The organism is Massilia terrae, assembly GCF_024753145.1.
Taxonomy (GTDB): Bacteria; Pseudomonadota; Gammaproteobacteria; order Burkholderiales; family Burkholderiaceae_D; genus Telluria; species Telluria terrae.
This window is the reverse complement of the sequence record NZ_JANUGU010000002.1, coordinates 289,410-315,664: the sequence shown is the minus strand read 5'-3', so window position 1 is coordinate 315,664 and position 26,255 is coordinate 289,410. Positions and strand designations below refer to the sequence as shown.

30 protein-coding genes are annotated in these 26,255 nt (G+C 64.3%); 21 read left to right on the top strand and 9 right to left on the bottom strand.

Translation table 11 applies throughout. From position 1 onward, the window contains the following. Positions 1–132 precede the first annotated feature (132 nt). The 10 genes from rfaE1 to motD all read left to right on the top strand — a co-directional run bounded on the left by rfaE1 (position 133) and on the right by motD (position 9,639). Entirely contained in the window at positions 133–1,068 is a 936-nt protein-coding gene (gene rfaE1 / locus NX778_RS08690; RefSeq protein WP_258811327.1) for a D-glycero-beta-D-manno-heptose-7-phosphate kinase, read from the top strand. A 109-nt stretch (positions 1,069–1,177) separates the two neighbouring features. Continuing rightward, positions 1,178–2,176, top strand: a complete 999-nt coding sequence (gene rfaD / locus NX778_RS08685; RefSeq protein ID WP_258811326.1) for an ADP-glyceromanno-heptose 6-epimerase — start codon at positions 1,178–1,180, stop codon at positions 2,174–2,176. 225 nt (positions 2,177–2,401) lie between these two features. Beyond that, entirely contained in the window at positions 2,402–3,625 is a 1,224-nt protein-coding gene (locus NX778_RS08680) for a lipopolysaccharide biosynthesis protein (protein ID WP_258811325.1), read from the top strand. Further along, entirely contained in the window at positions 3,622–4,134 is a 513-nt protein-coding gene (locus NX778_RS08675; protein WP_258811324.1) for an acyltransferase, read from the top strand. Before NX778_RS08680 ends, NX778_RS08675 begins: the two co-directional genes overlap by 4 nt. Position 4,135: 1 nt before the next feature. Continuing rightward, positions 4,136–5,002 carry a phytanoyl-CoA dioxygenase family protein gene (locus tag NX778_RS08670; protein ID WP_258811323.1) on the top strand — a complete coding sequence of 289 codons (867 nt, stop codon included), beginning with the start codon at positions 4,136–4,138 and terminating at the stop codon, positions 5,000–5,002. A gap of 275 nt (positions 5,003–5,277) precedes the next feature. After that, positions 5,278–6,570 carry a flagellar biosynthesis GTPase FlhF gene (gene flhF / locus NX778_RS08665; RefSeq protein WP_258811322.1) on the top strand — a complete coding sequence of 431 codons (1,293 nt, stop codon included), beginning with the start codon at positions 5,278–5,280 and terminating at the stop codon, positions 6,568–6,570. Then, positions 6,563–7,396 carry a MinD/ParA family ATP-binding protein gene (locus NX778_RS08660; protein ID WP_258811321.1) on the top strand — a complete coding sequence of 278 codons (834 nt, stop codon included), beginning with the start codon at positions 6,563–6,565 and terminating at the stop codon, positions 7,394–7,396. The genes flhF and NX778_RS08660 overlap by 8 nt, the downstream gene beginning before the upstream one ends. A gap of 19 nt (positions 7,397–7,415) precedes the next feature. After that, positions 7,416–8,147, top strand: a complete 732-nt coding sequence (locus NX778_RS08655; protein WP_258811320.1) for an RNA polymerase sigma factor FliA — start codon at positions 7,416–7,418, stop codon at positions 8,145–8,147. Next, a complete protein-coding gene (locus tag NX778_RS08650) occupies positions 8,129–8,875 on the top strand; it encodes a flagellar motor protein (protein ID WP_258811319.1) in 747 nt (248 codons plus the stop codon). The genes NX778_RS08655 and NX778_RS08650 overlap by 19 nt, the downstream gene beginning before the upstream one ends. Positions 8,876–8,883: 8 nt before the next feature. After that, entirely contained in the window at positions 8,884–9,639 is a 756-nt protein-coding gene (gene motD, locus NX778_RS08645; RefSeq protein ID WP_258811318.1) for a flagellar motor protein MotD, read from the top strand. A 206-nt stretch (positions 9,640–9,845) separates the two neighbouring features. On the opposite strand, the gene NX778_RS08640 is transcribed toward motD, so the two are convergent. From NX778_RS08640 to flgA, 3 genes are all read right to left on the bottom strand, one after another. Continuing rightward, a complete protein-coding gene (locus tag NX778_RS08640; protein ID WP_258811317.1) occupies positions 9,846–10,313 on the bottom strand; it encodes a flagella synthesis protein FlgN in 468 nt (155 codons plus the stop codon). Positions 10,314–10,324: 11 nt separating this feature from the next. Next, complete coding sequence (gene flgM / locus NX778_RS08635; protein WP_258811316.1) at positions 10,325–10,636, bottom strand: flagellar biosynthesis anti-sigma factor FlgM; 312 nt, start codon at positions 10,634–10,636, stop codon at positions 10,325–10,327. Positions 10,637–10,739: 103 nt separating this feature from the next. Further along, positions 10,740–11,426 carry a flagellar basal body P-ring formation chaperone FlgA gene (gene flgA / locus NX778_RS08630; protein WP_258811315.1) on the bottom strand — a complete coding sequence of 229 codons (687 nt, stop codon included), beginning with the start codon at positions 11,424–11,426 and terminating at the stop codon, positions 10,740–10,742. Positions 11,427–11,593: 167 nt separating this feature from the next. On the opposite strand from flgA, the gene flgB reads away from it, so the two are divergent. From flgB to flgL, 11 genes are all read left to right on the top strand, one after another. Next, positions 11,594–12,010 carry a flagellar basal body rod protein FlgB gene (gene flgB, locus NX778_RS08625; RefSeq protein ID WP_258811314.1) on the top strand — a complete coding sequence of 139 codons (417 nt, stop codon included), beginning with the start codon at positions 11,594–11,596 and terminating at the stop codon, positions 12,008–12,010. Positions 12,011–12,012: 2 nt separating this feature from the next. Continuing rightward, a complete protein-coding gene (flgC, locus tag NX778_RS08620) occupies positions 12,013–12,414 on the top strand; it encodes a flagellar basal body rod protein FlgC (RefSeq protein ID WP_258811313.1) in 402 nt (133 codons plus the stop codon). Between the two features lie 14 nt (positions 12,415–12,428). Continuing rightward, positions 12,429–13,151, top strand: coding sequence for a flagellar hook assembly protein FlgD (locus NX778_RS08615; protein WP_258811312.1), 723 nt, complete (start codon positions 12,429–12,431; stop codon positions 13,149–13,151). Positions 13,152–13,181: 30 nt separating this feature from the next. Further along, complete coding sequence (locus tag NX778_RS08610) at positions 13,182–14,705, top strand: flagellar hook protein FlgE (RefSeq protein WP_258811311.1); 1,524 nt, start codon at positions 13,182–13,184, stop codon at positions 14,703–14,705. Positions 14,706–14,773: 68 nt separating this feature from the next. After that, the gene (gene flgF / locus NX778_RS08605) at positions 14,774–15,517 is read left to right on the top strand and encodes a flagellar basal-body rod protein FlgF (RefSeq protein WP_258811310.1); all 744 of its coding nucleotides are present in this window, start codon (positions 14,774–14,776) and stop codon (positions 15,515–15,517) included. Between the two features lie 64 nt (positions 15,518–15,581). After that, positions 15,582–16,364 (top strand): flagellar basal-body rod protein FlgG, encoded by a 783-nt coding sequence (gene flgG / locus NX778_RS08600; RefSeq protein ID WP_258811309.1) that lies wholly within the window; start codon positions 15,582–15,584, stop codon positions 16,362–16,364. Then, complete coding sequence (locus NX778_RS08595; protein ID WP_258811308.1) at positions 16,361–17,005, top strand: flagellar basal body L-ring protein FlgH; 645 nt, start codon at positions 16,361–16,363, stop codon at positions 17,003–17,005. Before flgG ends, NX778_RS08595 begins: the two co-directional genes overlap by 4 nt. Positions 17,006–17,015: 10 nt before the next feature. Further along, positions 17,016–18,110 carry a flagellar basal body P-ring protein FlgI gene (locus NX778_RS08590; RefSeq protein ID WP_258811307.1) on the top strand — a complete coding sequence of 365 codons (1,095 nt, stop codon included), beginning with the start codon at positions 17,016–17,018 and terminating at the stop codon, positions 18,108–18,110. Between the two features lie 4 nt (positions 18,111–18,114). Then, positions 18,115–19,035: a flagellar assembly peptidoglycan hydrolase FlgJ gene (flgJ, locus tag NX778_RS08585; RefSeq protein ID WP_258811306.1), complete on the top strand. Its 921-nt coding sequence runs from the start codon at positions 18,115–18,117 to the stop codon at positions 19,033–19,035. Positions 19,036–19,102: 67 nt separating this feature from the next. After that, positions 19,103–21,079 carry a flagellar hook-associated protein FlgK gene (gene flgK, locus NX778_RS08580; protein WP_258811305.1) on the top strand — a complete coding sequence of 659 codons (1,977 nt, stop codon included), beginning with the start codon at positions 19,103–19,105 and terminating at the stop codon, positions 21,077–21,079. A gap of 17 nt (positions 21,080–21,096) precedes the next feature. Beyond that, positions 21,097–22,317: a flagellar hook-associated protein FlgL gene (gene flgL, locus NX778_RS08575; RefSeq protein ID WP_258811304.1), complete on the top strand. Its 1,221-nt coding sequence runs from the start codon at positions 21,097–21,099 to the stop codon at positions 22,315–22,317. A 97-nt stretch (positions 22,318–22,414) separates the two neighbouring features. Here the strand turns inward: flgL and fliR are convergent, their stop codons facing one another. The 6 genes from fliR to fliM are packed head-to-tail and all read right to left on the bottom strand — an operon-like array spanning position 22,415 to position 26,254. Beyond that, positions 22,415–23,227, bottom strand: a complete 813-nt coding sequence (gene fliR / locus NX778_RS08570; protein ID WP_258811303.1) for a flagellar biosynthetic protein FliR — start codon at positions 23,225–23,227, stop codon at positions 22,415–22,417. 18 nt (positions 23,228–23,245) lie between these two features. Next, positions 23,246–23,515 carry a flagellar biosynthesis protein FliQ gene (gene fliQ / locus NX778_RS08565; protein WP_258811302.1) on the bottom strand — a complete coding sequence of 90 codons (270 nt, stop codon included), beginning with the start codon at positions 23,513–23,515 and terminating at the stop codon, positions 23,246–23,248. 10 nt (positions 23,516–23,525) lie between these two features. Then, a complete protein-coding gene (gene fliP, locus NX778_RS08560) occupies positions 23,526–24,266 on the bottom strand; it encodes a flagellar type III secretion system pore protein FliP (protein WP_258811301.1) in 741 nt (246 codons plus the stop codon). Beyond that, positions 24,256–24,837 carry a flagellar biosynthetic protein FliO gene (gene fliO, locus NX778_RS08555; RefSeq protein ID WP_258811300.1) on the bottom strand — a complete coding sequence of 194 codons (582 nt, stop codon included), beginning with the start codon at positions 24,835–24,837 and terminating at the stop codon, positions 24,256–24,258. Before fliO ends, fliP begins: the two co-directional genes overlap by 11 nt. Next, positions 24,834–25,253, bottom strand: coding sequence for a flagellar motor switch protein FliN (gene fliN / locus NX778_RS08550; protein ID WP_258811299.1), 420 nt, complete (start codon positions 25,251–25,253; stop codon positions 24,834–24,836). Before fliN ends, fliO begins: the two co-directional genes overlap by 4 nt. 2 nt (positions 25,254–25,255) lie before the next feature. Beyond that, positions 25,256–26,254 carry a flagellar motor switch protein FliM gene (fliM, locus tag NX778_RS08545; RefSeq protein WP_258811298.1) on the bottom strand — a complete coding sequence of 333 codons (999 nt, stop codon included), beginning with the start codon at positions 26,252–26,254 and terminating at the stop codon, positions 25,256–25,258. Between the last annotated feature and the right edge of the window lies 1 nt (position 26,255).

The following is a 26,255-nucleotide window of genomic DNA, read 5'->3' as shown; positions in this document are numbered from 1 at the left end:
GGTCAAAGGGGGGGCTAACAAGCGGCGGCGCGTCGGACAGCGCGAGCATATGCACATGCCGCAACTGCCCCATCTGTGGGAAAATGCACGCTTGCAGGGGTGGTACAAAGCCGCCCGCCAACAACAAGCGCTATGTCCACAATTGATTTGAAATCACGTGTCCAATCCGCCCGCGTACTGGTCGTCGGCGACGTAATGCTGGACCGTTACTGGTTCGGCGACGTGAACCGCATCTCACCGGAGGCGCCGGTGCCGGTCGCGCGCATCACCCGCACCGAAGACCGCGCCGGCGGCGCCGCCAACGTGGCCCGCAACATCTCCAGCCTCGGCGGCCAGGTCACCCTGCTGTCCGTGGTCGGCAACGACGATGCCGGCACCGCGCTCGAAACCCTGCTCGACAAGAACGGCGTGCGCGCTCACCTGTACCGCGACGCCGCCATCTCCACCACCGTCAAGCTGCGCGTCCTGTCGCGCCAGCAGCAGCTGCTGCGCATCGACTTCGAGGAGATGCCGACGGCCGAAGTCCTGACCAACAAGCTGGATGTGTACACGCGCCTGGTGCGCGAACACGACCTGGTGATCCTGTCCGACTACGGCAAGGGCAGCCTGACCTTCGCTGAAAAAATGATCGCGGCCGCGCGCGCCGAGAACAAGCCGGTGCTGGTCGATCCCAAGGGCAGCGACTACAGCCACTACCGCGGCGCGACCCTGCTGACGCCGAACCGCAGCGAGTTCCAGGCCGTGGCCGGCAGCTGGAAGACGGAGGAGGCGCTGGCCGTCAAGGCCGACCAGCTGCGCCGCGAACTGGACCTGCAGGCGCTGCTGGTCACGCGCAGCGAAGAGGGCATGTCGCTGTACCGCGATGGCGAGGCAATCCACGAGCCGACCGTTGCGCGCGAGGTCTTCGATGTGTCCGGCGCCGGCGACACCGTGATCGCGACGCTCGGCCTGATGCTGGCCGCGGGCGAGGACATGCCGGAAGCGATGAAGCAGGCGAATCGCGCCGCTGGTATCGTTGTGGGTAAGCTGGGTACGGCGGTGGTGACACAGGAAGAGCTGTTCGGTTGAGCGGCCTGTAACGCCAGAATAATACTTGACCGTCGTTCCAGCGAAAGCGGGAACGACGGTAACTTACTTGTTTGCATAGCGGACAAGCGTACAGATTGCAGAGGTACCTATGTACATCGTCGTTACCGGCGCGGCCGGCCTGATCGGCTCGAACATCGTCAAGGCGCTCAACGAGCGCGGCATTACCAACATCATCGCGGTGGACAACCTCACGCGCGGCGACAAGTTCAAGAACCTGGTCGATTGCGAAATCATCGATTACCTCGACAAGCACGAGTTCCTCACTCGCATCCGCACCCATCATTACGACCGACGCATCAAGGCCATCTTCCACGAAGGCGCGTGCTCGGACACGATGGAACACAATGGCAAGTACATGATGGAGAATAACTATCAGTACTCGCTCGAGCTGCTTGAATTCTGCAAGGAGCAGCGCGCGCAGTTCCTGTACGCGTCCAGCGCGGCGGTGTACGGCGGCGGCACCGTGTTCAAGGAAGAGCGCGAATTCGAGAATCCGCTCAATGTGTACGGCTACTCCAAATTCCTGTTCGACCAGGTCGTGCGCCAGAAAGCGGGCGATATGACGGCGCAGGTGGTTGGCTTCCGCTACTTCAATGTGTACGGACCTCGCGAGCAGCACAAGGGCCGCATGGCGTCGGTCGCTTTCCACCACTTCAACCAGTACCGCGAGACCGGCAAGGTCAAGCTGTTCGAAGGCCGCGATGGTTATGCGAACGGCGGGCAACTGCGTGACTTCGTGTCGGTGAAAGATGTGGCGAGGGTGAACCTGTGGTTCTTCGATCATCCAGAGGTGTCGGGTATTTTCAATCTGGGCACCGGTCGCGCGCAGCCGTTCAACGACGTGGCGACGGCTACGGTCAACGCCATGCGCGAAGTCGAAGGCAAGCCGGCGATGACGACCGCGGAGATGGTGGAGGCGGGGATCGTCGAATACATTCCGTTCCCGGATGCGCTGGTTGGTAAGTACCAGTCGTTCACGCAGGCGGATATGGGGAACTTGCGCAAGGCAGGATATGCCGAGCCGTTCCTCGCGGTCGACGAAGGCGTGCGTGATTACGTCGTTAACTGGTTGAACTCCTACGCGTGACTGAAACATTGACGCGAAAATAATGGAAATGCGCGATGTACTTTAAGGCAACTTGCCCGATGTCAGATTTGGTACAGTGAACCGTCGCGGCGTTTGACTTTTACAGGCATGCACCTGATAATGGCCCGCGGACATTTCCTACAGTCCAGGTCTGCCCTATAGTTAAGGTTTTACTCAGGGCTTGCGGCGCATCGCGTATATTTTGCTTATCTAGGGAGAAAATCGTTGTCCTCAAAAGCTTTGGCCATACTGCATATGGCAGGCTTGGGGATTCGATTTATTTTCCTGCTTTTCCTGGTCAAGCACGACCTGCCCGCTGTTCTCGGGTTATATAGTATTGTATCCACAATCGAAACCATCGGCGTGTATGTCTTTGGTTTCGAAATGCATACATTTACCGGTCGCCGTTACGCCCGCAATCCTTCTCGTTCAAGGCTTGCAGTGCTGCAGCGGACGCACGCCCACCTGCTCAAGCTCACCCTGCCAATGATTGTCGTGGTCGTGCCGGTGGTAATGTGGCTATTGTCTGTAGCCAGTGAGGTCGTGGCGGTGGGGGCGGCCGTCGTAATTGTAGCGGCCGCCGCAATATTGCAAGAAACGACGCGGATGACCGTACTGCTGAACAAGCCACATGCGTCCGTCCAGCTTACATTCTTTCGGTCATATGCTTGGCACCTGATTTCCATTGCCTTGATCGCTGGTACACGGATCAGTCCAGTGACTGCTATTTTCATCCCCTGGATGTTGTCAGCATTGGCTTGTGCTACCTATTCACTTAGCCTTGCCGAATTTCGAAAAATCCCCTCAGGTAGAATAAATTGGCGATATATACGGCACGGAATTTTTAAAGCTCGTGACTATTATTTTGTCGCTGCTGCCAATTCGGTGCAACAAAGCTTGGACCGCATCATTGTGCAGAGCCTACTGGGTAGCAGTGTGTTGGGCATCTATACATTTTTCCAATCACTTGCCAGCTCAATCGGTGGCATTGTTCAGTCTGCCGTTACGAACAAGTACATGATGGGAATCTTGCGGGCGTATACCAAGCCCGGACCGGAAAGTCGGAACCTCACTCGAACTGTCGCCAGAAAATCACTGTTTTGTGCAGCACTTGTTGGATTGGCGCTGATTCTCGCCTATTATCCGATGGCGCGCGTGCTCAATAAGCCTTATGTCCTCAGCAGTTTTCCGATATTCCTTATGATCCTGTGCGCCCAGCTTCTTCTCGCTTGGTCGCAGCCTTATCATCTGGCGCTTTATGCCTCACATTTCGACAAGCTGTTGCGCAACATCGGCTTGGTGAGCATTATCATCTCGCTTGCTGGGGGCGTTGCACTCGCCAAGCTTTTTGGACTTGTTGGTGTTGCGATGAGTGTCTTCGGCGTCGCACTCTTCCTCGCGAGAATGAAATATCACACATTCAAGACAGCGTTGGAAAAGGCACAATGAAGCTCAAGAGAATGTATATGAATCTTTGTCGTTCACGACCGATGCGAGGGCTGTATCGCGGCCTCAGCCTTGCATCTACTTACGTCGGTGAAGCGATGGCGATCTGGCGTGCAGTTGCGTTCTTTCCTGAAGCGCGCGGTTTATTGCTTGATCGCACTGCTTCGCTCAAGTATCGTGAAAACATCACGTTTGGCTCGAACATAATCGTAGGGGCGCATGCGGTACTCGGGGCTCACAGTCCTATCAGGCTCGGAAACAACGTCCGGATTTCGCGTGGCGTTTGTATTGAGACTGCGACCTTGAATATCCGTGGAGTCGTTCCGTATGTTCACCAGTCCAAGCCAATCGTTATCGAAGATAATGTATGGTTGGGGATGAATTGCATGGTGCTTGGTGGCGTTACAATTGGAGCAGGCTCCGTCGTTGGCGCAGGCGCTGTTGTTACCAAGGATCTTCCCCCTAACTCGATCTGTGTCAGCGCTAAGAACCAAGTGCGTTTAAAGGCTTGAGATGACGTCGTTACCCGTTTTGAAGACCAATGTGCGGCCCCATCCCTTAACCCGGGCCATTGCGATCGTTCAGGAAAAAATCAGGAACCCAGTAGTACGCCGGAAGATCGCATGGCTGACAACCCTGCATCGCCGTCGCCACGTGGGAACTGGAGGAGCGGCGCTGCGCGAACTGTTCGATCGCGGTGTAACTCATTTCCCTGGCTTCATCGACGCCGAGCGTACTGCGAGGCTGGTCAAGGATTTATCGTCCTTGCCGTGTTTCGATCCGTGGAATCGTAAGGCCGGCGAGTTTTCATTCGATGTGCCACCGGAGGGGACTCACGTCGGGCAGATCAGGCTGGCTCCCACGCTTGAATCGCTTCACGAGCTGGCGATGGATGACCGGATCGTCGATCTCGCGACTGGCTATTTCAATGCCAAGCCCTATCTGGATAGTATCCAGGCCTGGTGGTCCTATTCGGGAAACGAGACACCACAGGAGGCCGAGAACTTCCATCGCGATAATGATGGAATCAGGTTCCTGAAATTCTTCATCTACATGACCGATGTTGGCGAAGCAAATGGACCTCATGTCTTTGTGGAAGGGTCTCCGCGCAGTCCGGTTCTTACCCAACTTGGACGCCTAGGTGACGCTCAAGTAGAAGAGGCCTTTGGCAAGGAAAAAATCCTCGTCATGATCGGCAAGGCTGGAGATGCTTTTCTTGAGGATACGTTTGGTATCCACAAGGGGCAGTTGCCACGGGAAGGATGCCGCTTGCTGGTTCAGTTCCGATACGCGACGGCGGAGACACAGTTTCGTTCGCCGGTCGTCGTCGTCAGGCCAAACCCGAAGAAGTCCTCCATCACATCCCTGGTCAGCAAGTAGCTGCAATTCTGTCGAGGCACTCTCGAAAGCCCGATACTGGTTTCCCTGGCACGCCATGTCCGTTGCCGGAGGGCTTACGCGCGCAGTGAATTTTTTCGCCTCGCCGCCCAAGCATTAAGCACCCCGGCAAATAGCCGTATTTTCCCCGTCCTTTTCCATCGATGGTTTCCATGTGGCATCGTCAATAATCCTTAGCGTAGAAGAGGGCGTTTGCACTCTCACCGACAAAGATTAGCGATGATGAAAGCACTGTTCCGGTTCCGCGGAGACCAACGATGAATGTGAAGAAATTTACAGCCCCAACTTCCCGCGAAGCCTTGCGCAAGGTGCGGGAGGCGTTAGGTCCCGATGCAGTGATCCTGTCCAACCGCGCCGTCGATGGCGAGGTCGAGATCCTGGCCCTGGCCAGCGACGATGTCGCCTCGATCGCGTCGCCGGCGCCCGATTCGGAAATGGCGGCCCCGGCGCCCCAGCTGCACCACATCCCCGAAGCGCGCTCCCAGTCCTACGCCAACCGCCGCGCGCCCGAGCCGCAGCCGGCGATCGACCTGGCCGCGATGTCGACGATGGTGTCCGCCGCCGTGGCCCGCGCCACCGAAACCGCCGCCGCCGAAATGTCCGGCATGATAAGCGAGATGCGCGCGATGCGCGGCCTGATGGAGACCCAGCTGGCCGAGCTGTCGTGGAACGCCAGCCAGCAGCGCACTCCGCATAAGGCCGCCGTGCTGCGCGAGATGCTGGCCGCCGGCTTCTCGGCCACGCTGTCGCGCTACCTGCTCGACAAGCTCCCGGCCGACAGGGATGCCGCCGATTCGCTGCGCTGGGTGAAAAACGTCATCGGCCGCAACCTGCAGGTGATGACCGACGAGGACGCGATCCTCGACAAGGGCGGCGTGTTCGCGCTGGTCGGCCCGACCGGCGTCGGCAAGACCACCACTACCGCCAAGCTGGCCGCGCGTTGCGTGATGCGCCACGGCGCGGAGAAACTGGCCCTGATCACCACCGACGCCTATCGTATCGGCGCCCACGAGCAGCTGCGCATTTACGGCAAGATCCTCGGCGTGATGGTCCATGCGGTCAAGGACGAGGCGGACCTGCGCATCGCCCTGAAGGAACTGAAAAACAAACATACCGTATTAATCGATACCATCGGCATGTCTCAGCGCGACCAGATGGTGGCGACCCAGGTGGCGATGCTGAACGAATCCGGCGCCGACGTGAAGCGCATCCTGTGCATGAACGCGACCTCGACCCACGACACGCTCAACGAAGTGGTGCGCGCCTACCAGGGCAGCGGCCTGCACGGTGTGATCATGACCAAGCTCGATGAAGCGGCGTCGATCGGCAGCGTGCTGGACGTGCTGGTGCGCCAGAAGCTGAACCTGTTCTACGTGTCCAACGGCCAGCGCGTGCCGGAAGACCTGCACATGGGCGACCGTGCGATGCTGGTCGACCGCGCCTTCCGCGGCAAGCGCGAACAGCTGGCCGACGCCGACCTGCCGGTGGTGATGGCGCAGACCGGCGGCGTCCATTCGGACAGCAGCCTGCGCGAGGTGTCGATTGGCTAGCTTCGACTTCGACCAGGCAGAAGGCCTGCGGCGGATGCTGGCGGGCCCGCGCCCGCGCATCGTCACCTTCCTGTCCGCCACGCCCGAAGACGACAAGGGCGCGATGCTGGTCAACCTCGGCGCCTCGCTGGCGCAGGCCGGCAACGACGTCATGATCATGGATGCCTGCGAGCGCGAATACGGCGTGGCGCAGCGCCTGGGCTTCGACCGTGGTCCCTCGCTGCTGCAGGTGGCGCGCCAGGAGTCCGCGCTCAACGACATCATCCGCAAGGCGCCGCAGGGCTTCTCGGTGGCGACGCTGGCGCGCGACGCAAAGCGCAAGACGGCCGGCCAGGAAGAACAGCGCCGACTCGCCAAGGCCTTCGACGTGATGGCCAAGCAGTCCGGCATCGTGATCGTCGACGGCGAATTCGGCGACGACGGTTTCGTGCTGCCGGCGCTGGCCGATTCCGAGCTGGTGGTGCAGGTGTCCACCAGCGCCACCTCGATCACCAATGGCTATGCCCTGATCAAGCGTCTCGCGCAGCAATTCGGCCGGCGCCCGTTCGGAATCCTGGTGACCGACGCCAGCGAGGCGGAGGCGAGGGTTGTATACGCTAATATGTCGGCTGCGGCAACACGTTACCTCGCGGTAACGCTGAACTCGATGGGTTCGGTGCCGGCGGACGAGTACCTGCAGCGCGCGGCGCGGCTGGGCCGGGCGGTGGTCGATGCCTTCCCGCTCGCGGGCGCGTCGGTGGCGTTCCGCCAGCTGGCCGGCCGCTTCGCGCTGGACGGCGCGGGGCATTCGCGGTGGCAGGGAGGCGGCGCACATTTTGGTACCTGAGAAAAAAAACGCATAGGGCATGTACACGGTCAAAGGGAAAGCGGACAGGGATCACTTGCTGGAGCAGCACATGCCCCTCGTGAAGCGCCTGGCGCACCACATGAAGGCCAAGCTGCCGCCTTCAGTCGAAGTGGACGACCTGGTACAAGCTGGCATGATGGGCCTCCTGGACGCGATCAACCGCTACGAGGAGACCCATGGCGCGCAGTTCGAGACCTACGCGGTGCTGCGCATTCGCGGCGCGATGCTGGACGAGCTGCGCAACAGCGACTGGATGCCGCGCTCGACGCGCCAGAGCATGCGCAAGGTCGAGACGGCGATGAACGCGCTGCAGCAGAAGCTGGGCCGGCCGCCGACCGAGTCCGAGGTGGCCAAATCGCTGAAGATCTCGCTGGGCGAGTACCAGGACCTGCTGTCGGACGGCAGCGGCCACCAGCTGATTTATTACGAGGACTTCCACGGCGACGACGACGGCAATGACAGCTTCCTCGACCGCTATGCGGTGGACGACAGCGACCCGCTGCGCGCGCTGCTGGAAACCGACTTCCGCCAGGCGGTGATCGACGCCATCGATTCGCTGCCGCCGCGCGAGAAGATCCTGATGGGCCTCTACTACGAGGAAGAATTGAACCTGAAAGAGATCGGCGCCGTGATGGGCGTGTCTGAATCGCGCGTGTCGCAGCTGCACACCCAGGCGGTGTCGCGGCTGCGCGCGGCCCTGCGGGAGCAGCTGTGGACTGGTCAAGCGTAGCCGGCCTGGCGCTGGCGCTGGTCGGCATCTTCGTCGGGCACGAGCTCGACGGAGGCCGCTTTTCGTCCCTGATCCAGCCGGCCGCGTTCGCGATCGTCGTGATCGGGACCGCCGGCGCAGTGCTGCTGCAGTCGGAAGCGAAGACCTTCTGGCGCGGCATGGCGATGCTGTCGTGGGTGTTCCGCACCCCGCCCAATATGCGCGTCCAGCTGGCGCGCGAAATCGAACAATGGAGCCTGGTCGCGCGCCGCGACGGCCTGCTCGCGCTGGAGCGCTTCATGGACAAGTCGCGCGACAAGTTCATCGTCAAGGGCCTGCGCCTGGTCATCGACGGCATCCAGCCGGACAAGGTGAAAAGCCTGCTCGACACCGAAATCACCGCCTTCGAAACACGCCAGCGCCAGGCCGCGCGCATCTGGGAAGCGGCGGCCGGCTACTCGCCGACCATCGGCATCCTGGGCGCGGTGCTGGGCCTGATCCATGTGATGGAAAACCTGTCCGACCCGTCGCGCCTCGGCGCCGGCATCGCGGTGGCCTTCGTGTCGACCGTGTACGGTGTCGGTCTGGCCAACCTGTTCTGCCACCCGGTGGGGAACAAGCTGAAGGCGATCGTCGCGGTGCGCGTGGCGCAGTACGAGATCCTGGCCGATGTATTTCACGACCTCGCCAGCGGCGACCACACCCGCGTGATCGACGAGCGTGTCGCCAGCCTGCTGGCGCGGACCTGAGGCGGGTCATGGCGCGCAAAAAGTACGAAGAGCCACAGGAGCACCACGAGCGCTGGCTGGTGTCGTACGCCGATTTCATCACACTGCTGTTCGCATTCTTCGTCGTGATGTATGCGATCTCGGTGGTCAACGAGGGCAAGTACCGGGTGCTGTCGGATGCGCTGGGCAGCGCGTTTGGCGGACGCGATGCGGCGCCGGTGAAGGCAGATCATCCGAAGGTCGAGCCGCTGCCGCTGACCAGCATCGTCGCGCGCCGCCGCGCGGAGGCGGTCAAGCGCGAGAAGGAGCGGCTGAACATCCTGGCGCAGGAATTGACGAAGACGCTGGCGCCGCTGGTCAAGGCCGGCAAGGTGCGCGTGACGCAGAACGGGCGCGGCGTGTCGGTCGAGATTCCGGCCAGCGTGCTGTTCGAGAGCGGCGACGCCAAACTGAATGGCGACTCGACGGAGCTGCTGCGCACGATGGCGGAGCTGCTCAAGAACGATCCGCATGCGATCGAGGTCGAGGGGCATACCGACAATGTGCCGATTTCGAATCCGCTGTTCCCGTCGAACTGGGAGCTGTCGGCGACCCGGGCGGGGAGTGTGGTGCGCTTGTTCGCGGATGCCGGCGTGGCGCCGGAGCGCCTGACGGCCGTGGGGCACGGCTCGACCAGGCCGATTGCGCCGAATGATGATGCCGCTGCGCGAGCGCGTAACCGGCGTGTCGCCGTAACGATTTTGTCGGCGTTGCCTGATGCGCCGGCGGAACCGGTCATCAAATAACCCGCCAACCTGAATACCGTCGTTCCCGTGTAGGCGGGAATCCATAGACCAAATGCGTAATCGAAAACGTGCGCCGCAGGCCCGGTAGCTCAGCATGGATCCCCGCCTCGCGGGGACGACGTACATTGCTAACGATTGTAAGATGCGCTGGCAGCGGGCACAAAAAAGGCCGCATCGCGCGGCCTCGATTCAGCGCAAGTTGGAAATCAGCCAACCACAAACTTCTTCGACGGCCCCGACCCGATGTTCAGCCCACCCGGCCCGTACACCGCCGCATTGCCGCCGGCCTCGTTCGCGCCCAGTTCCGCCAGCAGCTGCTGCCCGTGCGCCATGTGCTTGTTGATCAGCATGCCGTTGACGCGGTTGAGCTCCTTGGCCTCGCGCGCCGCATCCAGCAGGCTTTCCCACTGCGCGCGCACGTCCGCGGTGCCTTGCGCCGCCAGCCACGGCTCCATGCCTGCCTCGCCGCCGGCAAATCCGGCCGCGGCCAAAGCACGATGGCGCTGGGCGGCTTCGGTCGCCAGCTGCTGCACGAGCTGGGTCTTGCGCGGGGTGATCCCGGCCACGCCTTCGGCATCGGCCGCCACCAGCAGGCGCTGCTCCTCCTTCAACAAGCCGGTCAGCGAGTCAAGCAGTTGGCGTTCCGAGGCAAAGGTCGAAGCAGGATTGTTCATCGTTCAAAAAATTAGCGTTTGCGAGAATGGAGCAGGTCGCGCACGGTTTCCAGCAGGCCGTCGGCCACTTTTTCGGAGTTGACCTTGAACTGCCCGTCGGCGATGGCCGATTTGATGCGCTCAACCTTCTTGGCATCGAATACGGCCGTGACACCGGCGGCGCGCGACAGCGCCTGGCTCTGCGAAGACAAACGGACCGTGTCGGTCGCCGCAGGCGTGTTGGCCTGCTGTACCGCCGCGTTCTCCGCACCCTTGGCGCCGCCCGCCGGGGTGCCGGAGGTCGGCAAGCCCTGGTTGCTCTTGAGGGTATCGTTGATTTTCACAGCATCATCCTTGGTCGGGCCGGAGCGACAATCACCGGCTTCTGCCACCGGTAACGGCAATACGGCCCGGAACTTTAGCACAGGACGACATTTTTCCGCGCTGTCAGAAGGATACGTCGACCACCCCGTTGGCGCGCGCCGTGCCCGACACCACGCTGCCGGAGGCGGTGCGCACCTGCACCACCTGGCCTTCGCCGGCATTCGCCAGCGCCTTGGCCTCGGCCGAGACCGAGAAATTCGCGCCGCTCGACACCAGCCGCACCGCCTGGCCCTGCTGCACCACCATCTTGCGCTTCAGGCTGTCCGTGCGCAGCGGCGCCCCGGCCGGCAGCGATACCAGCGGGCTGCGCCCGACCGCCTGGCCGATGTCGGTCAGGATGCCGGCCGGCATGGCGGCGATGTCGCCCTTTAACAACACCAGCTGGCCGGGCTCGATCGGCTGGCCCTGGGCCAGCGGCACGGCGGACGCCACGTAGTCGGCGGTCACGCTGACCTGGGCCTGCATGTAGATGGTCCAGGCGGTCGGCGCGGTGCAGCGCACTCCGACCGTGGTGTTGCCCCAGGCGCGCGCGCCCGGCTGCAGGAAGGCTTCGGGAGCGGGGCAGGCCGGCATCGCCAGGCGCGCGTCCGGCGGCGTGACGCTGACCTTGACCTGGCCCGGCAGGCCGGCAGTCTGGGTTTGCAGGAATTGCTGGACCACGTGGGTCAGCGCGGCCGGGTTCTGTGGCCGCGCATCGGCCAGCGCGAGCGGCGCGGCCAGCAGGAGGGCGAGGAAAGCGATGGTTTTCATGGCGGACGGCGCAAGGCACGACGGTGATTGACGGCCATCTTAGGCCTCGCGCGACCCCGGCCAAGCGATGAATAGCCCGGTTTTGGGCCGCCTTCTCACCGGATTGCCTCTTGTTGCCCAGCCGTATTATTTGTGCTGTCAAAAAAGGATTTGAGCCCGGAGGTTCCATGATCGGCAAACTCGACGATTACCTGCGATTCCAGGAAGCCGCACTGTCGCTGCGCGCCAAGCGACAGGAGGTGCTGGCTTCGAACATCGCCAACGCGGACACGCCCAACTACAAGGCGCGCGACATCGATTTCGCCAGCGCCCTGCAGAACGCGCTGAAGCCGGCGGCGCCGGCCGGCCAGATGGCGACCACCAACCCGGCCCACATCGCCGGCGCCAAGGATGCCGGCACGCTGGCCGACGGCACGCCGGTGCTGTTCCGCAGCCAGATCCAGAACAGCGCCGATTCGAACACGGTCGACATGGACACCGAGCGTAACGCATTCGCTGACAACGGCCTGCGCTACGAAGCCGGCATCACCATGATCAACCAGCAGATCCGGGCCATGCTGGCCGCGGTGCAAGGAGGTTCCTGATCATGTCCCTGTTTAACATCTTCAACGTCGCCGGTTCCGGCATGACGGCCCAGGCCCAGCGCCTGAACACGGTCGCATCGAACCTGGCCAATGCCGACAGCGCGACCAGCACCACCGGCGAAGCTTACCGCGCCAAGCAGGTGGTGTTCGAGTCGGTGCCACTGGACAAGGGCGCCGAGGGCGTGCGCGTCAAGCAGGTGGTCGAGGACCAGGCGCCGTTCAAGAAGGTCTACGACCCCAAGCATCCGCTGGCCGACAAGGACGGCTACGTCAACATGCCGGATGTGAACGTGGTCGACGAGATGGTCAATATGCTGTCGGCCTCGCGCGCCTACCAGAACAACGTCGACACCATGAACGCGGCCAAGACCATGCTGCTCAAAACCCTCACCCTCGGCCAATAAGCTAAAGGCACCCGATGACTACGACTACCTCCGCCACCGGCGCCAGCATGACCGACCTGATGGCGACCATGAACGCCAAGCCTGCCGCCACCGGTTCCAGCACCGACGCCAACAGCGTCACGGCGCAGACCGACAAATTCATGACCTTGCTGGTCACCCAGCTGAAGAACCAGGATCCGCTGAACCCGATGGACAACGCCCAGCTGACCAGCCAGCTGGCGCAGCTGAACACGGTGTCGGGCATCAACCAGCTGAATGCGACGTTGACCAGCCTGGCCGGCAGCTACCAGTCGACCGAGTCGCTCGCCGCGACCAACCTGATCGGCAAGGGCGTGCTGGTGGACGGCAACAGCGTCGCGCTGCAGAGCGGGCAGGGCGTGTTCGGTGTCGAGCTGGGCAGCGCCGCGGACGACGTCCAGGTCAGCATCCTCGATGCCAAGGGCAACACGGTGCAGACCATGGACTTGGGCGCGCAGCCGGCGGGCGTGCTGCCGGTGCCCTGGAACGGCGTGCCCGACCCGACCAATGTCGACGCCAACGGCAAGCCGGTCACGCTGGCCGACGGCACCTATACCTTCAAGGTGAACGCGACCCGCGGCACCACCGCGCTCACCGACGCCAGCGCGCTCACGCTCAGCAGCGTGGCCAGCGTCACCACCAACGCCAAGGATGGCGTCAAGCTGAACCTGCCCGGCAAGGGCATGGTCACGCTGGCCGACATCAAGCAGGTTCTGTAAGCCCACCCGGCACTCACACGGAGATCACACATGTCTTTTCAACAGGGTCTTAGCGGACTGAACGGCGCCGCGAAATCGCTGGACGTCATCGGCAACAACATCGCCAACGCCAGCACGGTCGGCTTCAAGGGCTCGGAGGCGCAGTTCGCCGACGTGTACGCCAGCTCGCTGAACGGCGCGGGCGGCAACACCGCCGGCATCGGTTCGAAACTGTCGGCCATTGCCCAGCAGTTCACCCAGGGTAACGTGGAGGCCTCGGACAATCCGCTCGACATCGCCATCAACGGCGGCGGCTTCTTCCGCATGTCGATGGGCGGCGTGACGCAGTATTCGCGCAACGGCCAGTTCTCGCTGGACAAGGACGGCTACCTGGTCAATGCCCAGGGCGCCAAGCTGACCGGCTATGGCGTCGGCAACAACGGCCAGATCCTGGCCGGCGCGCCGGTGCCGATCCAGATCAACTCGTCGGACGTGAAGCCGGTCGCGACCACCCGCGTCGACACCCAGATGAACCTGAACTCGGACGACAAGGTGCCGGTCACCACGCCGTTCGACGCCAACGATCCGACCAGCTACAACAAGCAGGTCCCGGTCGACGTCTACGATACCCTCGGCAACGCGCACGTGATGTCGCTGTTCTACGTGAAGTCGGCCACCGCCGGCCAGTGGGATGTGTACATGGCCAGCGACGGCGTCGAGTGGAAGGCGCAGCAGGTGTCGGCCGCCGGCCAGGGCAATGCCGGCGTGCTGGCCGCGCGCAACCAGTGGGCCACGGACATGAAGGCGATCCCGCCGGTGGCGGCGACCATCGCGGCCGACCTCGCGGCCTACGCGGCAGCGGCCGGCGCTGCGGTCTCGACGGCAGCCGGCACGGCCGGCGCCAGCGCTGCCACCCAGGCAGCGATCGTGGCCGCGGCCGCCAGCGCCGGCGGCACCGCCGGCCTGTCACCGGACGACGTCGACAAGCAGATCGCGGCGGCGGTGAAGGTGCCCCCGGTCGCGGTCGGCCACCTGAATTTCGACGTCAACGGCGCGCTCAGCAGCGCGGCCTCGTCGACCCTGCCGCTGGTGGTCAATATGCCGATCTTCCCGGCGACCGGCGCCAACCTGACGCTGCCGGTGAACGTGGGCTTCGCCGGCACCACCCAGTACGGCGCGCCGACCAGCGAGAAAAAGACCACCCAGGACGGCTACACCGCGGGCCACCTGCAGCGCTTCTCGGCCGGTCCGGACGGCGTGATCCTCGGCCAGTACAGCAACGGCCGTTCGCAGCCGCTGGGCCAGATCGTGCTGGCCAACTTCCAGAACCCGAACGGCCTGACGGCGCTCGGCAACAACGCCTGGGCCGAGACCTCCGCTTCGGGCCAGCCGATCGTCGGCGTGCCGAATACCGGCAGCCTGGGCGTGCTGCAGTCGTCGGCGGTGGAAAACTCCAACGTCGACCTCACCGCCGAGCTGGTCAACATGATCACCGCGCAGCGCGTGTACCAGGCCAATGCGCAGACCATCAAGACCCAGGACTCGGTGCTGCAGACGCTGGTGAACCTGCGTTGATGATTCGTTAGCCTGAAAACCGTCGTCCCCGCCTGCGCGGGGACGACGGTAGCTTGTAGGAGATAAAAATGGATCGGTTGATCTACACCGTCGCCAGCGGCACCAAGCACATCCTGGACCAGCAGGCCACGACCTCGCACAACCTGGCCAACCTGAACACCACCGGCTTCCGCGCCCAGATCGATGCCTTCAAGGCGGTGCAGATCGGCGGCGACGGCATCCCCACCCGCGCGATGGTGGTCAACGACACGGTCGGCGCCGACTTCTCGGAAGGCACGCTGCAAGCGACCGGCCGCGACCTCGACGTGGCGATCAAGGGCAAGGGCTGGCTGGTGGTACAGACGCCCGACGGCAGCGAAGCCTACACCCGCAACGGCGCCCTCCAGACCAGCCCCAATGGTGTGCTGCAGACCTCGTCCGGCCTGACCGTGCAGGGCGAGGGCGGCCCGATCACGATCCCGCCCGACGCCCTGGTCACGGTAGGCGCCGACGGCACCATCGCCACCATGCCGAGCGGCACGCCGCCCGCGATCTCGACCGTGCTGGGCCGCCTGAAGCTGGTCAACCCGTCCGAGAAGGACCTGGTGCGCGGCGAGGACGGGCTGTTCCGCACCGCGCCCGGCACCGCCCCCGTGCAGTCCGATCCTTCCGTGGTGGTGGCCGGCGGCATGCTCGAAGGCAGCAACGTCAACCCGATCGACGCGATGGTCGACATGATCCGCCTGGCGCGCTCCTTCGACACGCAAATGAACCTGCTGAAGAACGTCGAGAATAACGAGCAGAAAGCCAGCCAGATCTACGCTTTGGGTTGAGTTGCTGTAAAGCATAATTTAGCTGTGCAAGGCGGATTGTGTCCGCCGGCCGGAGGAGAACCTTATGATCCGTTCGCTGTTTATCGCCAAGACCGGCCTCGAGGCCCAGCAAAGCAACCTCGACGTCATCACCAACAACCTCGCCAACGTCAGCACCAACGGCTTCAAGCGTTCGCGCGCCGTGTTCGAGGACCTGCTGTACCAGAACATCCGCCAACCGGGCGCGCAGTCGTCGCAGCAGACCGCGCTGCCGTCGGGCCTGCAGATGGGTACCGGCGTGCGCAACGTCGCCACCGAACGCATCTTCACCGTCGGCAACCCGACCTCGACCGGCAACCCGCGCGACGTCATGATCAACGGCGCCGGCTTCTTCCAGGTGCTGATGCCGGACGGCAGCACGGCCTACACCCGCGACGGCTCCTTCCAGACCGACGGCAACGGCCAGTTGGTGACTTCCAGCGGCTACCCGGTGCAGCCCTCGATCACGATTCCCGCCAACGCCCAGTCGATCACGGTCGGCAAGGACGGCACCGTCACCGTGCAGTTGCCCGGCAGCCCGGCGCCGACCCAGGTCGGCACCCTGATGGTGACCAGCTTCGTCAACCCGGCCGGCCTGGAATCGAAGGGCGAGAACCTGTACGTCGAGACCGGCGCGTCCGGCACCCCGAACACCAACACCCCCGGCACCAACGGCGTCGGCGGCCTGCTGCAGGGTTATGTGGAAAGCTCGAACGTCAACGTGGTCGAGGAGATGGTCAACATGATCCAGACCCAGCGCGCCTACGAGATCAACAGCAAGGCGATCACGACCTCGGACCAGATGCTGCAAAGGCTGTCGCAGTTATGAAACGCCTGAGCCTGATCGTGCTGCTGGCGCTGGCCGGCTGCAGCTCGACCCCGCCGTCGATCGTGCAGCGCCCGACCAGCGCGCGCCCGCTGCTGGCCGACGCCGGCACGCCGACCGACGGCGCGATCTACAACAACGGCAGCTACCGCCCGATGTTCGAAGACCGCCGCGCACGTCACATCGGCGACATCCTGACCATCAGCATCGTCGAGAAGACGTCGGCCGTGAAGAGCGGCCAGGCCGCCGCCAGCAAGACCGGCAGCACCACGCTCGGCGTACCGGGCCCGCTGCAGGGCCGCCTGGGCGCGACCATCGCGGCCAACAACGCCAGCAAATACGAGGACGCCGCCAACCAGAGCGCGTCCAACACCTTCACCGGCACGATCGGCGTGACCGTCAGCGAAGTGCTCCCCAACGGCAACCTGATCGTCGTCGGCGAGAAGCAGGTCGCGATGGACAAGGGCATCGAATTCATCCGCTTCTCCGGCATGGTCAGCCCGGACAACATCCAGCCCGGCAATATCGTGTCGTCGACCCTCGTGGCCGACGCCCGCGTCGAATACCGCACCAGCGCGCGCATCGACCGCGCCGAGATGAGCTCGATGTTCTCGCGCTTCTTCCAGTCGATGCTGCCGTTCTGAGGACTTTTTCATGCGTTTCCGTTTTCTCCTGCTGCTGTGTTTCCTGCTGGTCGGTCCGGCCCAGGCCGAGCGCCTGAAGGACCTCGCCAGCATCGCCGGCGTGCGTGAGAACCAGTTGTCCGGCTACGGCCTGGTGGTGGGACTGGACGGCACCGGCGACCAGACCACGCAGACCCCGTTCACCGTGCAGTCGATCATGTCGATGCTGCAGCAGAAGGGCATCACCATGCCGCCCGGCACCCAGTTGCAGCTGAAGAACGTGGCGGCGGTGATGGTCACGGCCTCGCTGCCGGCCTTCGCCCAGCCCGGCCAGACCATCGATATCACGGTCTCGTCAATGGGCAATGCCAAGAGCTTGCGCGGCGGCACCTTGCTGATGACACCGCTGCAGGGCGCGGACGGCCAGGTCTACGCGATGGCGCAGGGCAACCTGGTGGTGGGCGGCGCCGGCGCGTCCGGCGGCGGCTCCTCGGTCACCGTCAACCACCTGTCGGTCGGCAAGATCACCGGCGGCGCCACGGTCGAGCGCGCGGTGCCCTCGGTGCTGGGCGCGGACAACCAGATCCGCCTCGAACTGAAGGAAGCCGATTTTTCCAACGCCGCGCGCGTGACCGAAGCCATCAACGACAAGTTCGGCCCCGGCGTCGCCACCGCGCTCGACGGCCGCGTGATCCGCGTGCGCACCCCGTCCTCCAGCGACCAGCGGGTGGCCTTCCTCGGCATGCTGGAAGGCGTCGACATCAAGACCGGCCCGGTGGCCGCGAAAGTGATCATGAATGCGCGCACCGGCTCGGTGGTGATGAACCAGGCCGTCACGCTCGACCCCTGCGCGATCTCGCACGGCAACCTGTCGGTCACGGTCAGCACCCAGACCAACGTCAGCCAGCCGTCCTCGTTCTCGGGCGGCTCGACCGCGATCACGCAGAACACCCAGATCGAATTGAAGAAGGACCCGGGCAAGGTGCTGAGCGTGCCGGGCGGCGCCTCGTTGGCCGAAGTGGTCAAGGCCCTCAATGCGATCGGCGCCACGCCGCAGGACCTGCTGGCGATCCTGCAGGCCCTGAAGGCCGCCGGCGCCCTGCACGCCGAGCTGGAGATCATCTGACGCCATGAGCATCAAGGCCGCCGCTCCCGACCTGTCCGCCAGCCTCGCCTTCGACACCCAGTCGCTGGGCGGGCTGAAGCAGTCGGCGAAGACCAATTCGCCCGATGCGCTGAAGGGCGCGGCGACCCAGTTCGAAGCCTTGTTCATCAACATGATGCTCAAGTCCATGCGCGACGCCACGCCGCAGGACGGCGTGCTCGATTCCCAGGAAAGCAAGACCTACACCTCGATGCTCGACCAGCAGATGAGCCAGACGCTGGCCAAGCGCGGCATCGGCCTGGCCGACATGCTGGTGCGCCAGATGACGGCGCAGCAGGTCAACCAGCAGGCGCTGGCGCTGTCGGGCGAGCAGGGCGCGTCCGCGCCGGCAGCCGGCAGCGCGAGCGGCCTGACGCTCGACCCGGCCGCGCTGGCGAAGTCGATCGACACCGGCGCTGCCGAGACCAAGGCGGCCGACAGCAAGCGCCCGCCGCACGTGCGCGCCTTCCGCGAGAAGCTGTCCGCCCAGGCCGACGAGGCCGAGCGCGCCACCGGCATCCCGGCCAAGTTCATGCTGGGGCAGGCCGCGTTGGAGTCGGGCTGGGGCAAGCGCGAAATCAAGATGGCCGACGGCAGCACCAGCCACAACCTGTTCGGCATCAAGGCCGGTCCCGGCTGGAAGGGCAAGGTCGCGACCGCCGTCACCACCGAATACATCAACGGCAAGCCGCATACCAAGGTCGAGAAGTTCCGCGCCTACGACTCATATGCGGAAGGCTTCAAGGATTACGCGAAGATGTTGGCCAGCAATCCGCGCTACCAGCAGGTGCTGGCCCACGGCGGCGACGCCGCGACTTTCGCGCGCGGCCTGCAGCGCGCCGGCTACGCGACCGACCCGCAATACGCGGCCAAGCTGACCACGCTGATCAAGCACTCGTTCGCCTGAGGAGAGGGCAACCGTCAAGTTTCGCGCGCAACTGCCGAAAATGCATTAAGCAGAAAGAAAGAGACACATGGCTGGAGATATCCTTAGCATCGGCAAGAGCGCACTGTTCGCTGCACAGACAGGGCTGACCACGACCGGGCACAACATCAGCAACGCCAACGTGGCCGGCTACAGCCGCCAGGTGGTGGTGCAGGCTAACGCGGTGCCGATCGCGACCGGCGCGGGCTTTGTCGGCACCGGCACCACGGTATCGGCGATCAAGCGCTTCTCCGACGAATTCCTCAATAGCCAGGTGCGCAACGCGCAGGCCAACAGCAGCGCGCTGGACGCCTTCAATGCCCAGATCTCGCAGATCGACAATATCCTGGCCGATAGCAGCGCCGGCCTGTCGCCCGCGCTGCAGAGCTTTTTCAGCGGCGTGCAAGCAGTCGCCAACGACCACGCCTCGGTGGCTTCGCGCCAGTCGCTGCTGTCGTCGGCCCAGACCCTGGCCGGGCGCTTCCAGGCGCTCGACGGCCAGCTGCAGGACATCCGTTCCGGTGTTGACGGACAGATCACGACCAATGTCAATCTGATCAATTCCTACGCCAGCCAGATCGCCGACCTGAACAACCAGATCACCGGCATGACGGGCGCCGGCAACAGCAACAACGTGCCCAACGACCTGCTCGACAAGCGCGACCAGCTGGTGCTGGAGCTGAACAAGGTGGTGAAGGCCAATGTGACGCCGGGCGACGGCAACAGCCTGACGGTCTCGATCGGCAACGGCATGCCGCTGGTGATCGGCAAGCAGGCCTTCCAGCTGACCACCACCACCTCGCCGACCGACGGCACCCGCACCGAGGTGGCGCTGGTGAACGGCTCCGGCCGCCCGAACATCCTCGGCGAAGCCACGCTGCAGGGCGGGGCGCTGGGCGGCCTGCTGGATTTCCGTAACAACGTGCTGGACAAGACCCAGAACGAGCTGGGCAAGGTGGCGGCCGGCCTGGCCTTCACCTTCAACGCGCAGCACAAGCTGGGCCTGGATGCCAACGGCCAGCCAGGCGGGGATTTCTTCACGCTGGCGGGACCGGTGGTGACCGGCAACTCCAACAACGCGCTCACCAGCACCACGGCAGTCAACGTGGCGATCAGCGACCCGACCCAGCTCACCGGCAGCGACTACAAGGTCGACTACGACGGCGCCAACTTCACGGTCACGCGCCTGTCGGACAACAAGAAGACCACGATCGCGCCGTATCCGCAGGCCGGGCCGCAGACCATCGACGGCCTCGATTTCAGCGTCAGCGGCAGCGCCGCCACCGGCGACAATTTCATGGTGCGCCCGACCATCCGCGCGGCCGCCAACTTCGCCGTCGCGCTGACCGACACCGCGCAGATCGCGGCCGCGGCGCCGGTGATGACCTCGAGCGCGATGACGAATCTGGGCACGGCCTCGATCAGCGCCGGCCAGGTCGACGCCAAGTTCCTGGGCAGCGGCGTGGCCCTGCCGATGACGCTGACTTACGACGCCGCCAGCGGACACCTGTCCGGCTTCGACCCGGCGCAAGCGGTCACCGTCACCGTCAACGGCGCCAGCACGACCTACCCGGCCGGCAGCGCCAACATCCCGTACCCGGCCGCCGGCGCCAGCTACGAAGTCGGCGGCATCTCGTTCTCGATCAGCGCCGGCATGAAGGACACCGACCAGTTCACGGTGGCCGCCACCACGCCCGCCAGCGCGAGCGGCGACGTGCGCAACGCCAACCTGCTGGGCAACCTGCAAAGCACCAACATCTTCGACAAGGGCAACGCCACCTACCAGGGCAGCTACGCCAAGCTGGTCAGCTTCGTCGGCAACAAGGCGCGCGAATCGCAGGTCAACGGCGAGGCCGCCAGCGCGCTGCTGGCGCAGTCCACCAGCAGCGCCCAGAGCGTGTCGGGCGTGAACCTGGACGAGGAGGCCACCAACCTGCTGCGCTACCAGCAGTCCTACCAGGCCGCCAGCAAGATCATGCAGATCGCGCAGACCGTCTTCAACTCGCTGCTCTCGATCGGCAGTTAATTTAAGGGAGCTAGTACATGCGTATCAGTACCAGCGGCCTCTACGAGGCAAGCACCACCCAGATGAGCACGATGCAGGCGCAGCTGGCCAAGACCCAGATGCAGCTGGGCGCCAACAAGCGCGTGCTGACGCCGTCGGACGATCCGGTGGCCTCGTCGCGCATGCTGGAAATCAGCCAGTCGCAGTCGATGAACACGCAGTTCTCGACCAACCGCACCAGCGCGCGCAATTCGCTGGCGCAGGTCGACAGCACCCTCACCAACGTCACCAACCTGATGACCAATGTGAAGACGCTGATCGTCCGCGCCGGCAATCCTTCGCTGTCGGATTCGGACCGCGCCTCGCTCGCGACCGAACTGGATGGCCGGCTGCAGGACCTGGTCGGCTTGGCCAACACCACCGACGGCGCCGGCAGCTACCTGTTCTCCGGCTACCAGATCGGCACCAAGCCGTTCACGCAAACCGCCACCGGCGCCACCTACAACGGCGACCAGGGTCAGCGCGACGTGCAGGTGGGCGCCTCGCGCGCGTTGTCGATCAGCGATTCGGGCAGCTCGATCTTCGAGAACAATGTGGCGGCCAAGGGCACCTTCCACACCGCGGCCGATGCGGCCAACACCGGCACGGCGGCGGTGACGGCCAGCTCGATCACGGACCTGACCCAGGTTACCGGGCACAATTATTCGGTGAAGTTCAGCGTGACCGCGGCCGGCACCACCTACGACGTGCTCGACACCAGCTCGACCCCGCCGGCGACGGTGCAGAGCGCCCAACCCTACACGGACGGCGGCGCGATCAACTTCGGCGGCCTGCAGCTGACGGTGGGCGGCACGCCGGCCGACGGCGACCAGCTGACGGTGTCGTCGGCGCGCAAGCAGTCGATCTTCACCACCCTGGCCGACCTGGCCCAGGCGCTGCGCCAGCCCGCCGGCGGCAGCGCCGCGCAGACCGCGCTGACCAACGCGCTGACGGTGGCGAACACCAACGTGACGAACGCGATGGACAACGTGTTGGCGGTGCACTCGGCGGTCGGCTCGCGGCTGCAGGAACTGGACACGCTGGACACCACCGGCGACCAGAACGATGTGCGCTACGCCAGCGCGATGTCGGACCTGCAGGACCTGGACATGGTCAAGACCATCTCGCTGTACTCGCAGCAGCAGGTGGCCTTCCAGGCGGCGCAGAAGTCGTTCACCATGATGTCGGGGTTGTCGCTGTTCAACTACATCAACGGGTAAAGCGATACAAAAAATCGGCACAAGGCCGATTTTTTGTATCGTGTTTGAAAAGGCAAATGGGGTTCCCGCGTGCGCGGGAACCCCATTTTGTATGCGCTCAACGAGCTGGTGCAGTAGCTGGCGGCTTTGGCACACCGGCCCTTGGAATTGCCCGACTCGCCTCAATCCCCTGGTTGAACAGATTAACGATCGGCGTTCCCAGATAAGGCAGCGCCAGGCTGATCGCGAGTAGCCCAACACCGAGCGTCACCGGAAACCCGATACCAAACAAATTCAGCTGCGGCGCCGCGCGCGTCAGGATGCCCATGCCGACGTTGGTGATCAGGAGCGCCGCCACAATCGGCAATGACAGCTGCAGCCCCGCCGAAAATATCCGCGCGCCCCAGCGCGCCAGCTCCAGCGCCGCATTGCCGGAGAACGGCGTGGCCGACACCGGCAGCGTGTTGAAGCTCTCGGCCAGCGCCGACACCAGCGCCAGGTGCGCGTTCACCGCCAGGAAGGCCATGGTCGCGACCAGCGCCAGGAACTGGCTGATCGCCGACGACCGGCCCGACGAGGAAGGATCGAAGAAGGTGGCGAAACCCAGGCCCATGGTCAGGCTGGTCACCTCGCCGGCGAATTCGATCGCGGCGAACACCAGCCGCATCGCAAATCCCATCGACAGCCCGATGATCAGCTGCTGCAGCACCACGAACAGCCCGGCCCAGGAGCCGGGATCGATCGCCGGCATCGGCGGAATCACCGGCGCCACGATCAGGGTCAGGAGCACGCCCAGCGAGACCTTGAGCGAGATCGGCACCGCGGCATTGCCGAACACCGGCGCAGCCGCTATCACGCCCAGGATGCGGGTGAGCGGGAACAGGAAGGCCGCCAGCCAGGCGTTCAGTTGGAGCGAGGTGAAGCTGATCATGCGTGCGCTGGCGGCGCGTCAGCCGATCATGCCCGGGATGCCGGTGAAGACCTGGCGCATGTAGTCGGTCAGCACCGACAGCATCCACGGCCCGGCGATCACCAGCGCGACGAAGATGCCGACCAGCTTGGGGATGAAGGACAGGGTCGATTCGTTGATCTGGGTCGCGGCCTGGAAGATCGAGACGATCAGGCCGATGATGAGCGCCACCAGCAGCAGCGGCGCCGCCACCATCAGCGTCACTTCCATCGCGTTGCGGCCCATCGTCATGACGGTTTCCGGAGTCATGGCATGGTCCTCAGTAGAAGCTTTGCGACAGGGAGCCGAGCAGCAGCTGCCAGCCGTCGACCAGCACGAACAGCATCAGCTTGAACGGCAGCGAGATCACCGCCGGCGACATCATCATCATACCCATCGACATCAGCACCGAGGCCACCACCATGTCGATGATCAGGAAGGGGATGAAGATCGCGAAGCCGATCTGGAACGCGGTCTTCAGTTCGCTGGTGACGAAGGCCGGGATCAGTACGCGCAGCGGCACGTCGTCCGGACCCTGCAGGGCAGGGGTGCGCGACATCTTCACGAACAGGGCGAGGTCGGACTGGCGCGTCTGCTTGAGCATGAAGCCCTTGAGCGGCGCGGCGGCGCGCGTCATCGCCTCCTCCATCTGGATCTTGTTTTCCTGGAGCGGCTGGTAGGCTTCGGTGTAGATCTTGTCGAAGGTCGGGCCCATCACGAACAGGGTCAGGAACAGCGCCAGGCCGACCATCACCTGGTTCGGCGGTGCGGTCTGCGTGCCCAGCGCCTGGCGCAGCAGCGACAGCACGATGATGATGCGGGTGAAGCTGGTCATCATCAGCAGCGCCGCCGGCAGGAAGGACAGCGCGGTCATCAGCAGCAGGGTCTGGACCGGCAGCGAGTAGGCGGTGCCGCCGCCCGGGGCAGGGGTGCTGGTGAAGGCCGGGATGCCGGGCGCGGCGAGCGCCGCCAGCGGCAGCAGCAGCGCGGCCGCGGCCAGCAGGAGTTTTTTATTTCGCATTGCGTTTATCGAGAGTCTGTTTGAGCCAGTCGCCGAAGCCGGCCGGCACGCCGGCGGCAGCGCCCGGCGCCGGCAGCACGCCTTCCTGGCGCGGCATGGTCGTCAGCAGGTTGACGCGGCCCGGGGCGGCGCCGACCACGATCCACTGGTCGGCCACTTCGACCACCAGCACGCGCTCGCGGCCGCCGAGGCTGAGCGAGCCGACCACGCGCAGGTTGGCGTTGCCACCCATCGCGCGCGGGCCGTAGCGCTTGGCCAGCCAGGCCAGCGCGGCCAGCAGGGCCAGCACGAAGCACAGGGCGAACAGGGTTTGCAGCAGGCTGATGGCGCCGGGAGCGGAGGGCGGTTGGTAGGTGGCCGGGGCAACTGCGGCCGGAGCCGCTGGTTGGACAGCGGGCGCCGGCGCAGCCTGGATTTCAGGCGCGCTGGCCGCAGGCTGCGATGCCTGTGCCGCTGTGGCGGTAGGCTGCGCTTGCGCCGGTGCGGACGCGCCTTGCTGCGCGAAGGCCGGCGCCGCCAGTCCTGCCGCCAGCAGCACGGCGGCGATCGTGGCGCGAACCGTATAAATCATTTATTCAGTTTCCGCACCCGCTCGGACGGGCTGATGATGTCGGTCAGGCGGATGCCGAACTTGTCGTTCACGACCACCACCTCGCCCTGGGCGATCAGGCAGCCGTTGACCAGCACGTCCATCGGCTCGCCGGCCAGGCCGTCCAGCTCGACCACCGATCCCTGCGCCAGCTGCAGCAGGTTCTTGATCGCGATCTTGGTGCGCCCCAGCTCCACGGTGAGCTGCACCGGGATGTCGAGGATGAAGTCGATGTCGTTCGGGGTCTCGGTGCGCGCGCCCTTGTTGGAGAAGTCCTTGAACACGGCCGCCTGGGCCGACTGCTGCTTCTCGAGAGCGGCCGCTTCCGCCGCCGCCTGTTCGGCGATCGCCGCGCCCCAATCGTCGTCGAGGGACTGGTCGTCCTGGGTATCGGACATGGTCATTCTCCTAGTTTACCGCTGAGTTGTTGCTCGCTCGTGGCCAGCAGTTTTTCGACCTTGAGCGCGTAGTTCCCGTTGAGGACCCCGTAGCCGCATTCCATCACCGGCACGCCGTCCACCGTGGCCTCGATCGATTCCGGCACCGTGATCGGGATGATGTCGCCGACCTTCAGGTTGAGCAGTTCGTCGAAAGTGGTCCGGCCGTGGCCGAGGGTGGCCACCAGCTCCACTTCGGCGACCTGGATCTGCTGCGTCATCAGGCGGATCCAGCGCTTGTCCACTTCCAGCGCCTCGCCCTGCAGGCTGGAGGTGAGGGCGTCGCGGATCGGCTCGATCATCGAGTACGGCATGCAGAAGTGGATCTGGCCCGACACCGAGCCCAGTTCCACCGTGAAGGTCGACGACACCACCACCTCGTTCGGCGTGGCGATGTTGGCGAACTGGGTGTTCATCTCGGAGCGGATGTACTCGAACTGCACCGGGTACACCGGTTCCCACGACTTGGTGTACGACTCGAACACGATGTCGAGGATGCGCAGGATGATGCGCTGCTCGGTCTGCGTGAAGTCGCGGCCCTCGACCCGGGTGTGGAAGCGCCCGTCGCCGCCGAACAGGTTATCGACCAGCAGGAACACGAGGCCCGGGTCGAACACCATCAGCGCCGTGCCGCGCAACGGCTTCATGTGGATCAGGTTCAGGTTGGTGGGGACCACCAGGTTGCGAATGAATTCGCTGTATTTCGATACCCGCACCGAACCGACCGAGACTTCGGCGCTGCGGCGCAGGAAGTTAAACAGCCCCACCCGCAAATACCGCGCGAAACGCTCGTTGATGATCTCGAGCGTCGGCATGCGGCCGCGGACGATGCGTTCCTGCGTCGCCAGGTTGTAGGTGCGGACTCCCGAAGTGTCCTCAGGCGCGACGACGTCGTCCTGGTCGCCGTTGACCCCTTTTAGGAGGGCATCGACTTCTTCCTGGGAGAGAAAATTGTCCGACATT

Bases quoted from the DNA above. Each gene is read 5' to 3' on its own strand.
- rfaE1 (WP_258811327.1), top strand. From the start codon at position 133: ATGTCCACAATTGATTTGAAATCACGTGTCCAATCCGCCCGCGTACTG.
- rfaD (WP_258811326.1), top strand. From the start codon at position 1,178: ATGTACATCGTCGTTACCGGCGCGGCCGGCCTGATCGGCTCGAACATC.
- NX778_RS08675 (WP_258811324.1), top strand. From the start codon at position 3,622: ATGAAGCTCAAGAGAATGTATATGAATCTTTGTCGTTCACGACCGATG.
- NX778_RS08670 (WP_258811323.1), top strand. From the start codon at position 4,136: ATGACGTCGTTACCCGTTTTGAAGACCAATGTGCGGCCCCATCCCTTA.
- flhF (WP_258811322.1), top strand. From the start codon at position 5,278: ATGAATGTGAAGAAATTTACAGCCCCAACTTCCCGCGAAGCCTTGCGC.
- NX778_RS08655 (WP_258811320.1), top strand. From the start codon at position 7,416: ATGTACACGGTCAAAGGGAAAGCGGACAGGGATCACTTGCTGGAGCAG.
- motD (WP_258811318.1), top strand. From the start codon at position 8,884: ATGGCGCGCAAAAAGTACGAAGAGCCACAGGAGCACCACGAGCGCTGG.
- NX778_RS08640 (WP_258811317.1), bottom strand. From the start codon at position 10,313: ATGAACAATCCTGCTTCGACCTTTGCCTCGGAACGCCAACTGCTTGAC.
- flgA (WP_258811315.1), bottom strand. From the start codon at position 11,426: ATGAAAACCATCGCTTTCCTCGCCCTCCTGCTGGCCGCGCCGCTCGCG.
- flgB (WP_258811314.1), top strand. From the start codon at position 11,594: ATGATCGGCAAACTCGACGATTACCTGCGATTCCAGGAAGCCGCACTG.
- flgC (WP_258811313.1), top strand. From the start codon at position 12,013: ATGTCCCTGTTTAACATCTTCAACGTCGCCGGTTCCGGCATGACGGCC.
- NX778_RS08615 (WP_258811312.1), top strand. From the start codon at position 12,429: ATGACTACGACTACCTCCGCCACCGGCGCCAGCATGACCGACCTGATG.
- NX778_RS08610 (WP_258811311.1), top strand. From the start codon at position 13,182: ATGTCTTTTCAACAGGGTCTTAGCGGACTGAACGGCGCCGCGAAATCG.
- flgF (WP_258811310.1), top strand. From the start codon at position 14,774: ATGGATCGGTTGATCTACACCGTCGCCAGCGGCACCAAGCACATCCTG.
- flgG (WP_258811309.1), top strand. From the start codon at position 15,582: ATGATCCGTTCGCTGTTTATCGCCAAGACCGGCCTCGAGGCCCAGCAA.
- NX778_RS08595 (WP_258811308.1), top strand. From the start codon at position 16,361: ATGAAACGCCTGAGCCTGATCGTGCTGCTGGCGCTGGCCGGCTGCAGC.
- NX778_RS08590 (WP_258811307.1), top strand. From the start codon at position 17,016: ATGCGTTTCCGTTTTCTCCTGCTGCTGTGTTTCCTGCTGGTCGGTCCG.
- flgJ (WP_258811306.1), top strand. From the start codon at position 18,115: ATGAGCATCAAGGCCGCCGCTCCCGACCTGTCCGCCAGCCTCGCCTTC.
- flgK (WP_258811305.1), top strand. From the start codon at position 19,103: ATGGCTGGAGATATCCTTAGCATCGGCAAGAGCGCACTGTTCGCTGCA.
- flgL (WP_258811304.1), top strand. From the start codon at position 21,097: ATGCGTATCAGTACCAGCGGCCTCTACGAGGCAAGCACCACCCAGATG.
- fliR (WP_258811303.1), bottom strand. From the start codon at position 23,227: ATGATCAGCTTCACCTCGCTCCAACTGAACGCCTGGCTGGCGGCCTTC.
- fliQ (WP_258811302.1), bottom strand. From the start codon at position 23,515: ATGACTCCGGAAACCGTCATGACGATGGGCCGCAACGCGATGGAAGTG.
- fliP (WP_258811301.1), bottom strand. From the start codon at position 24,266: ATGCGAAATAAAAAACTCCTGCTGGCCGCGGCCGCGCTGCTGCTGCCG.
- fliO (WP_258811300.1), bottom strand. From the start codon at position 24,837: ATGATTTATACGGTTCGCGCCACGATCGCCGCCGTGCTGCTGGCGGCA.
- fliN (WP_258811299.1), bottom strand. From the start codon at position 25,253: ATGTCCGATACCCAGGACGACCAGTCCCTCGACGACGATTGGGGCGCG.
- fliM (WP_258811298.1), bottom strand. From the start codon at position 26,254: ATGTCGGACAATTTTCTCTCCCAGGAAGAAGTCGATGCCCTCCTAAAA.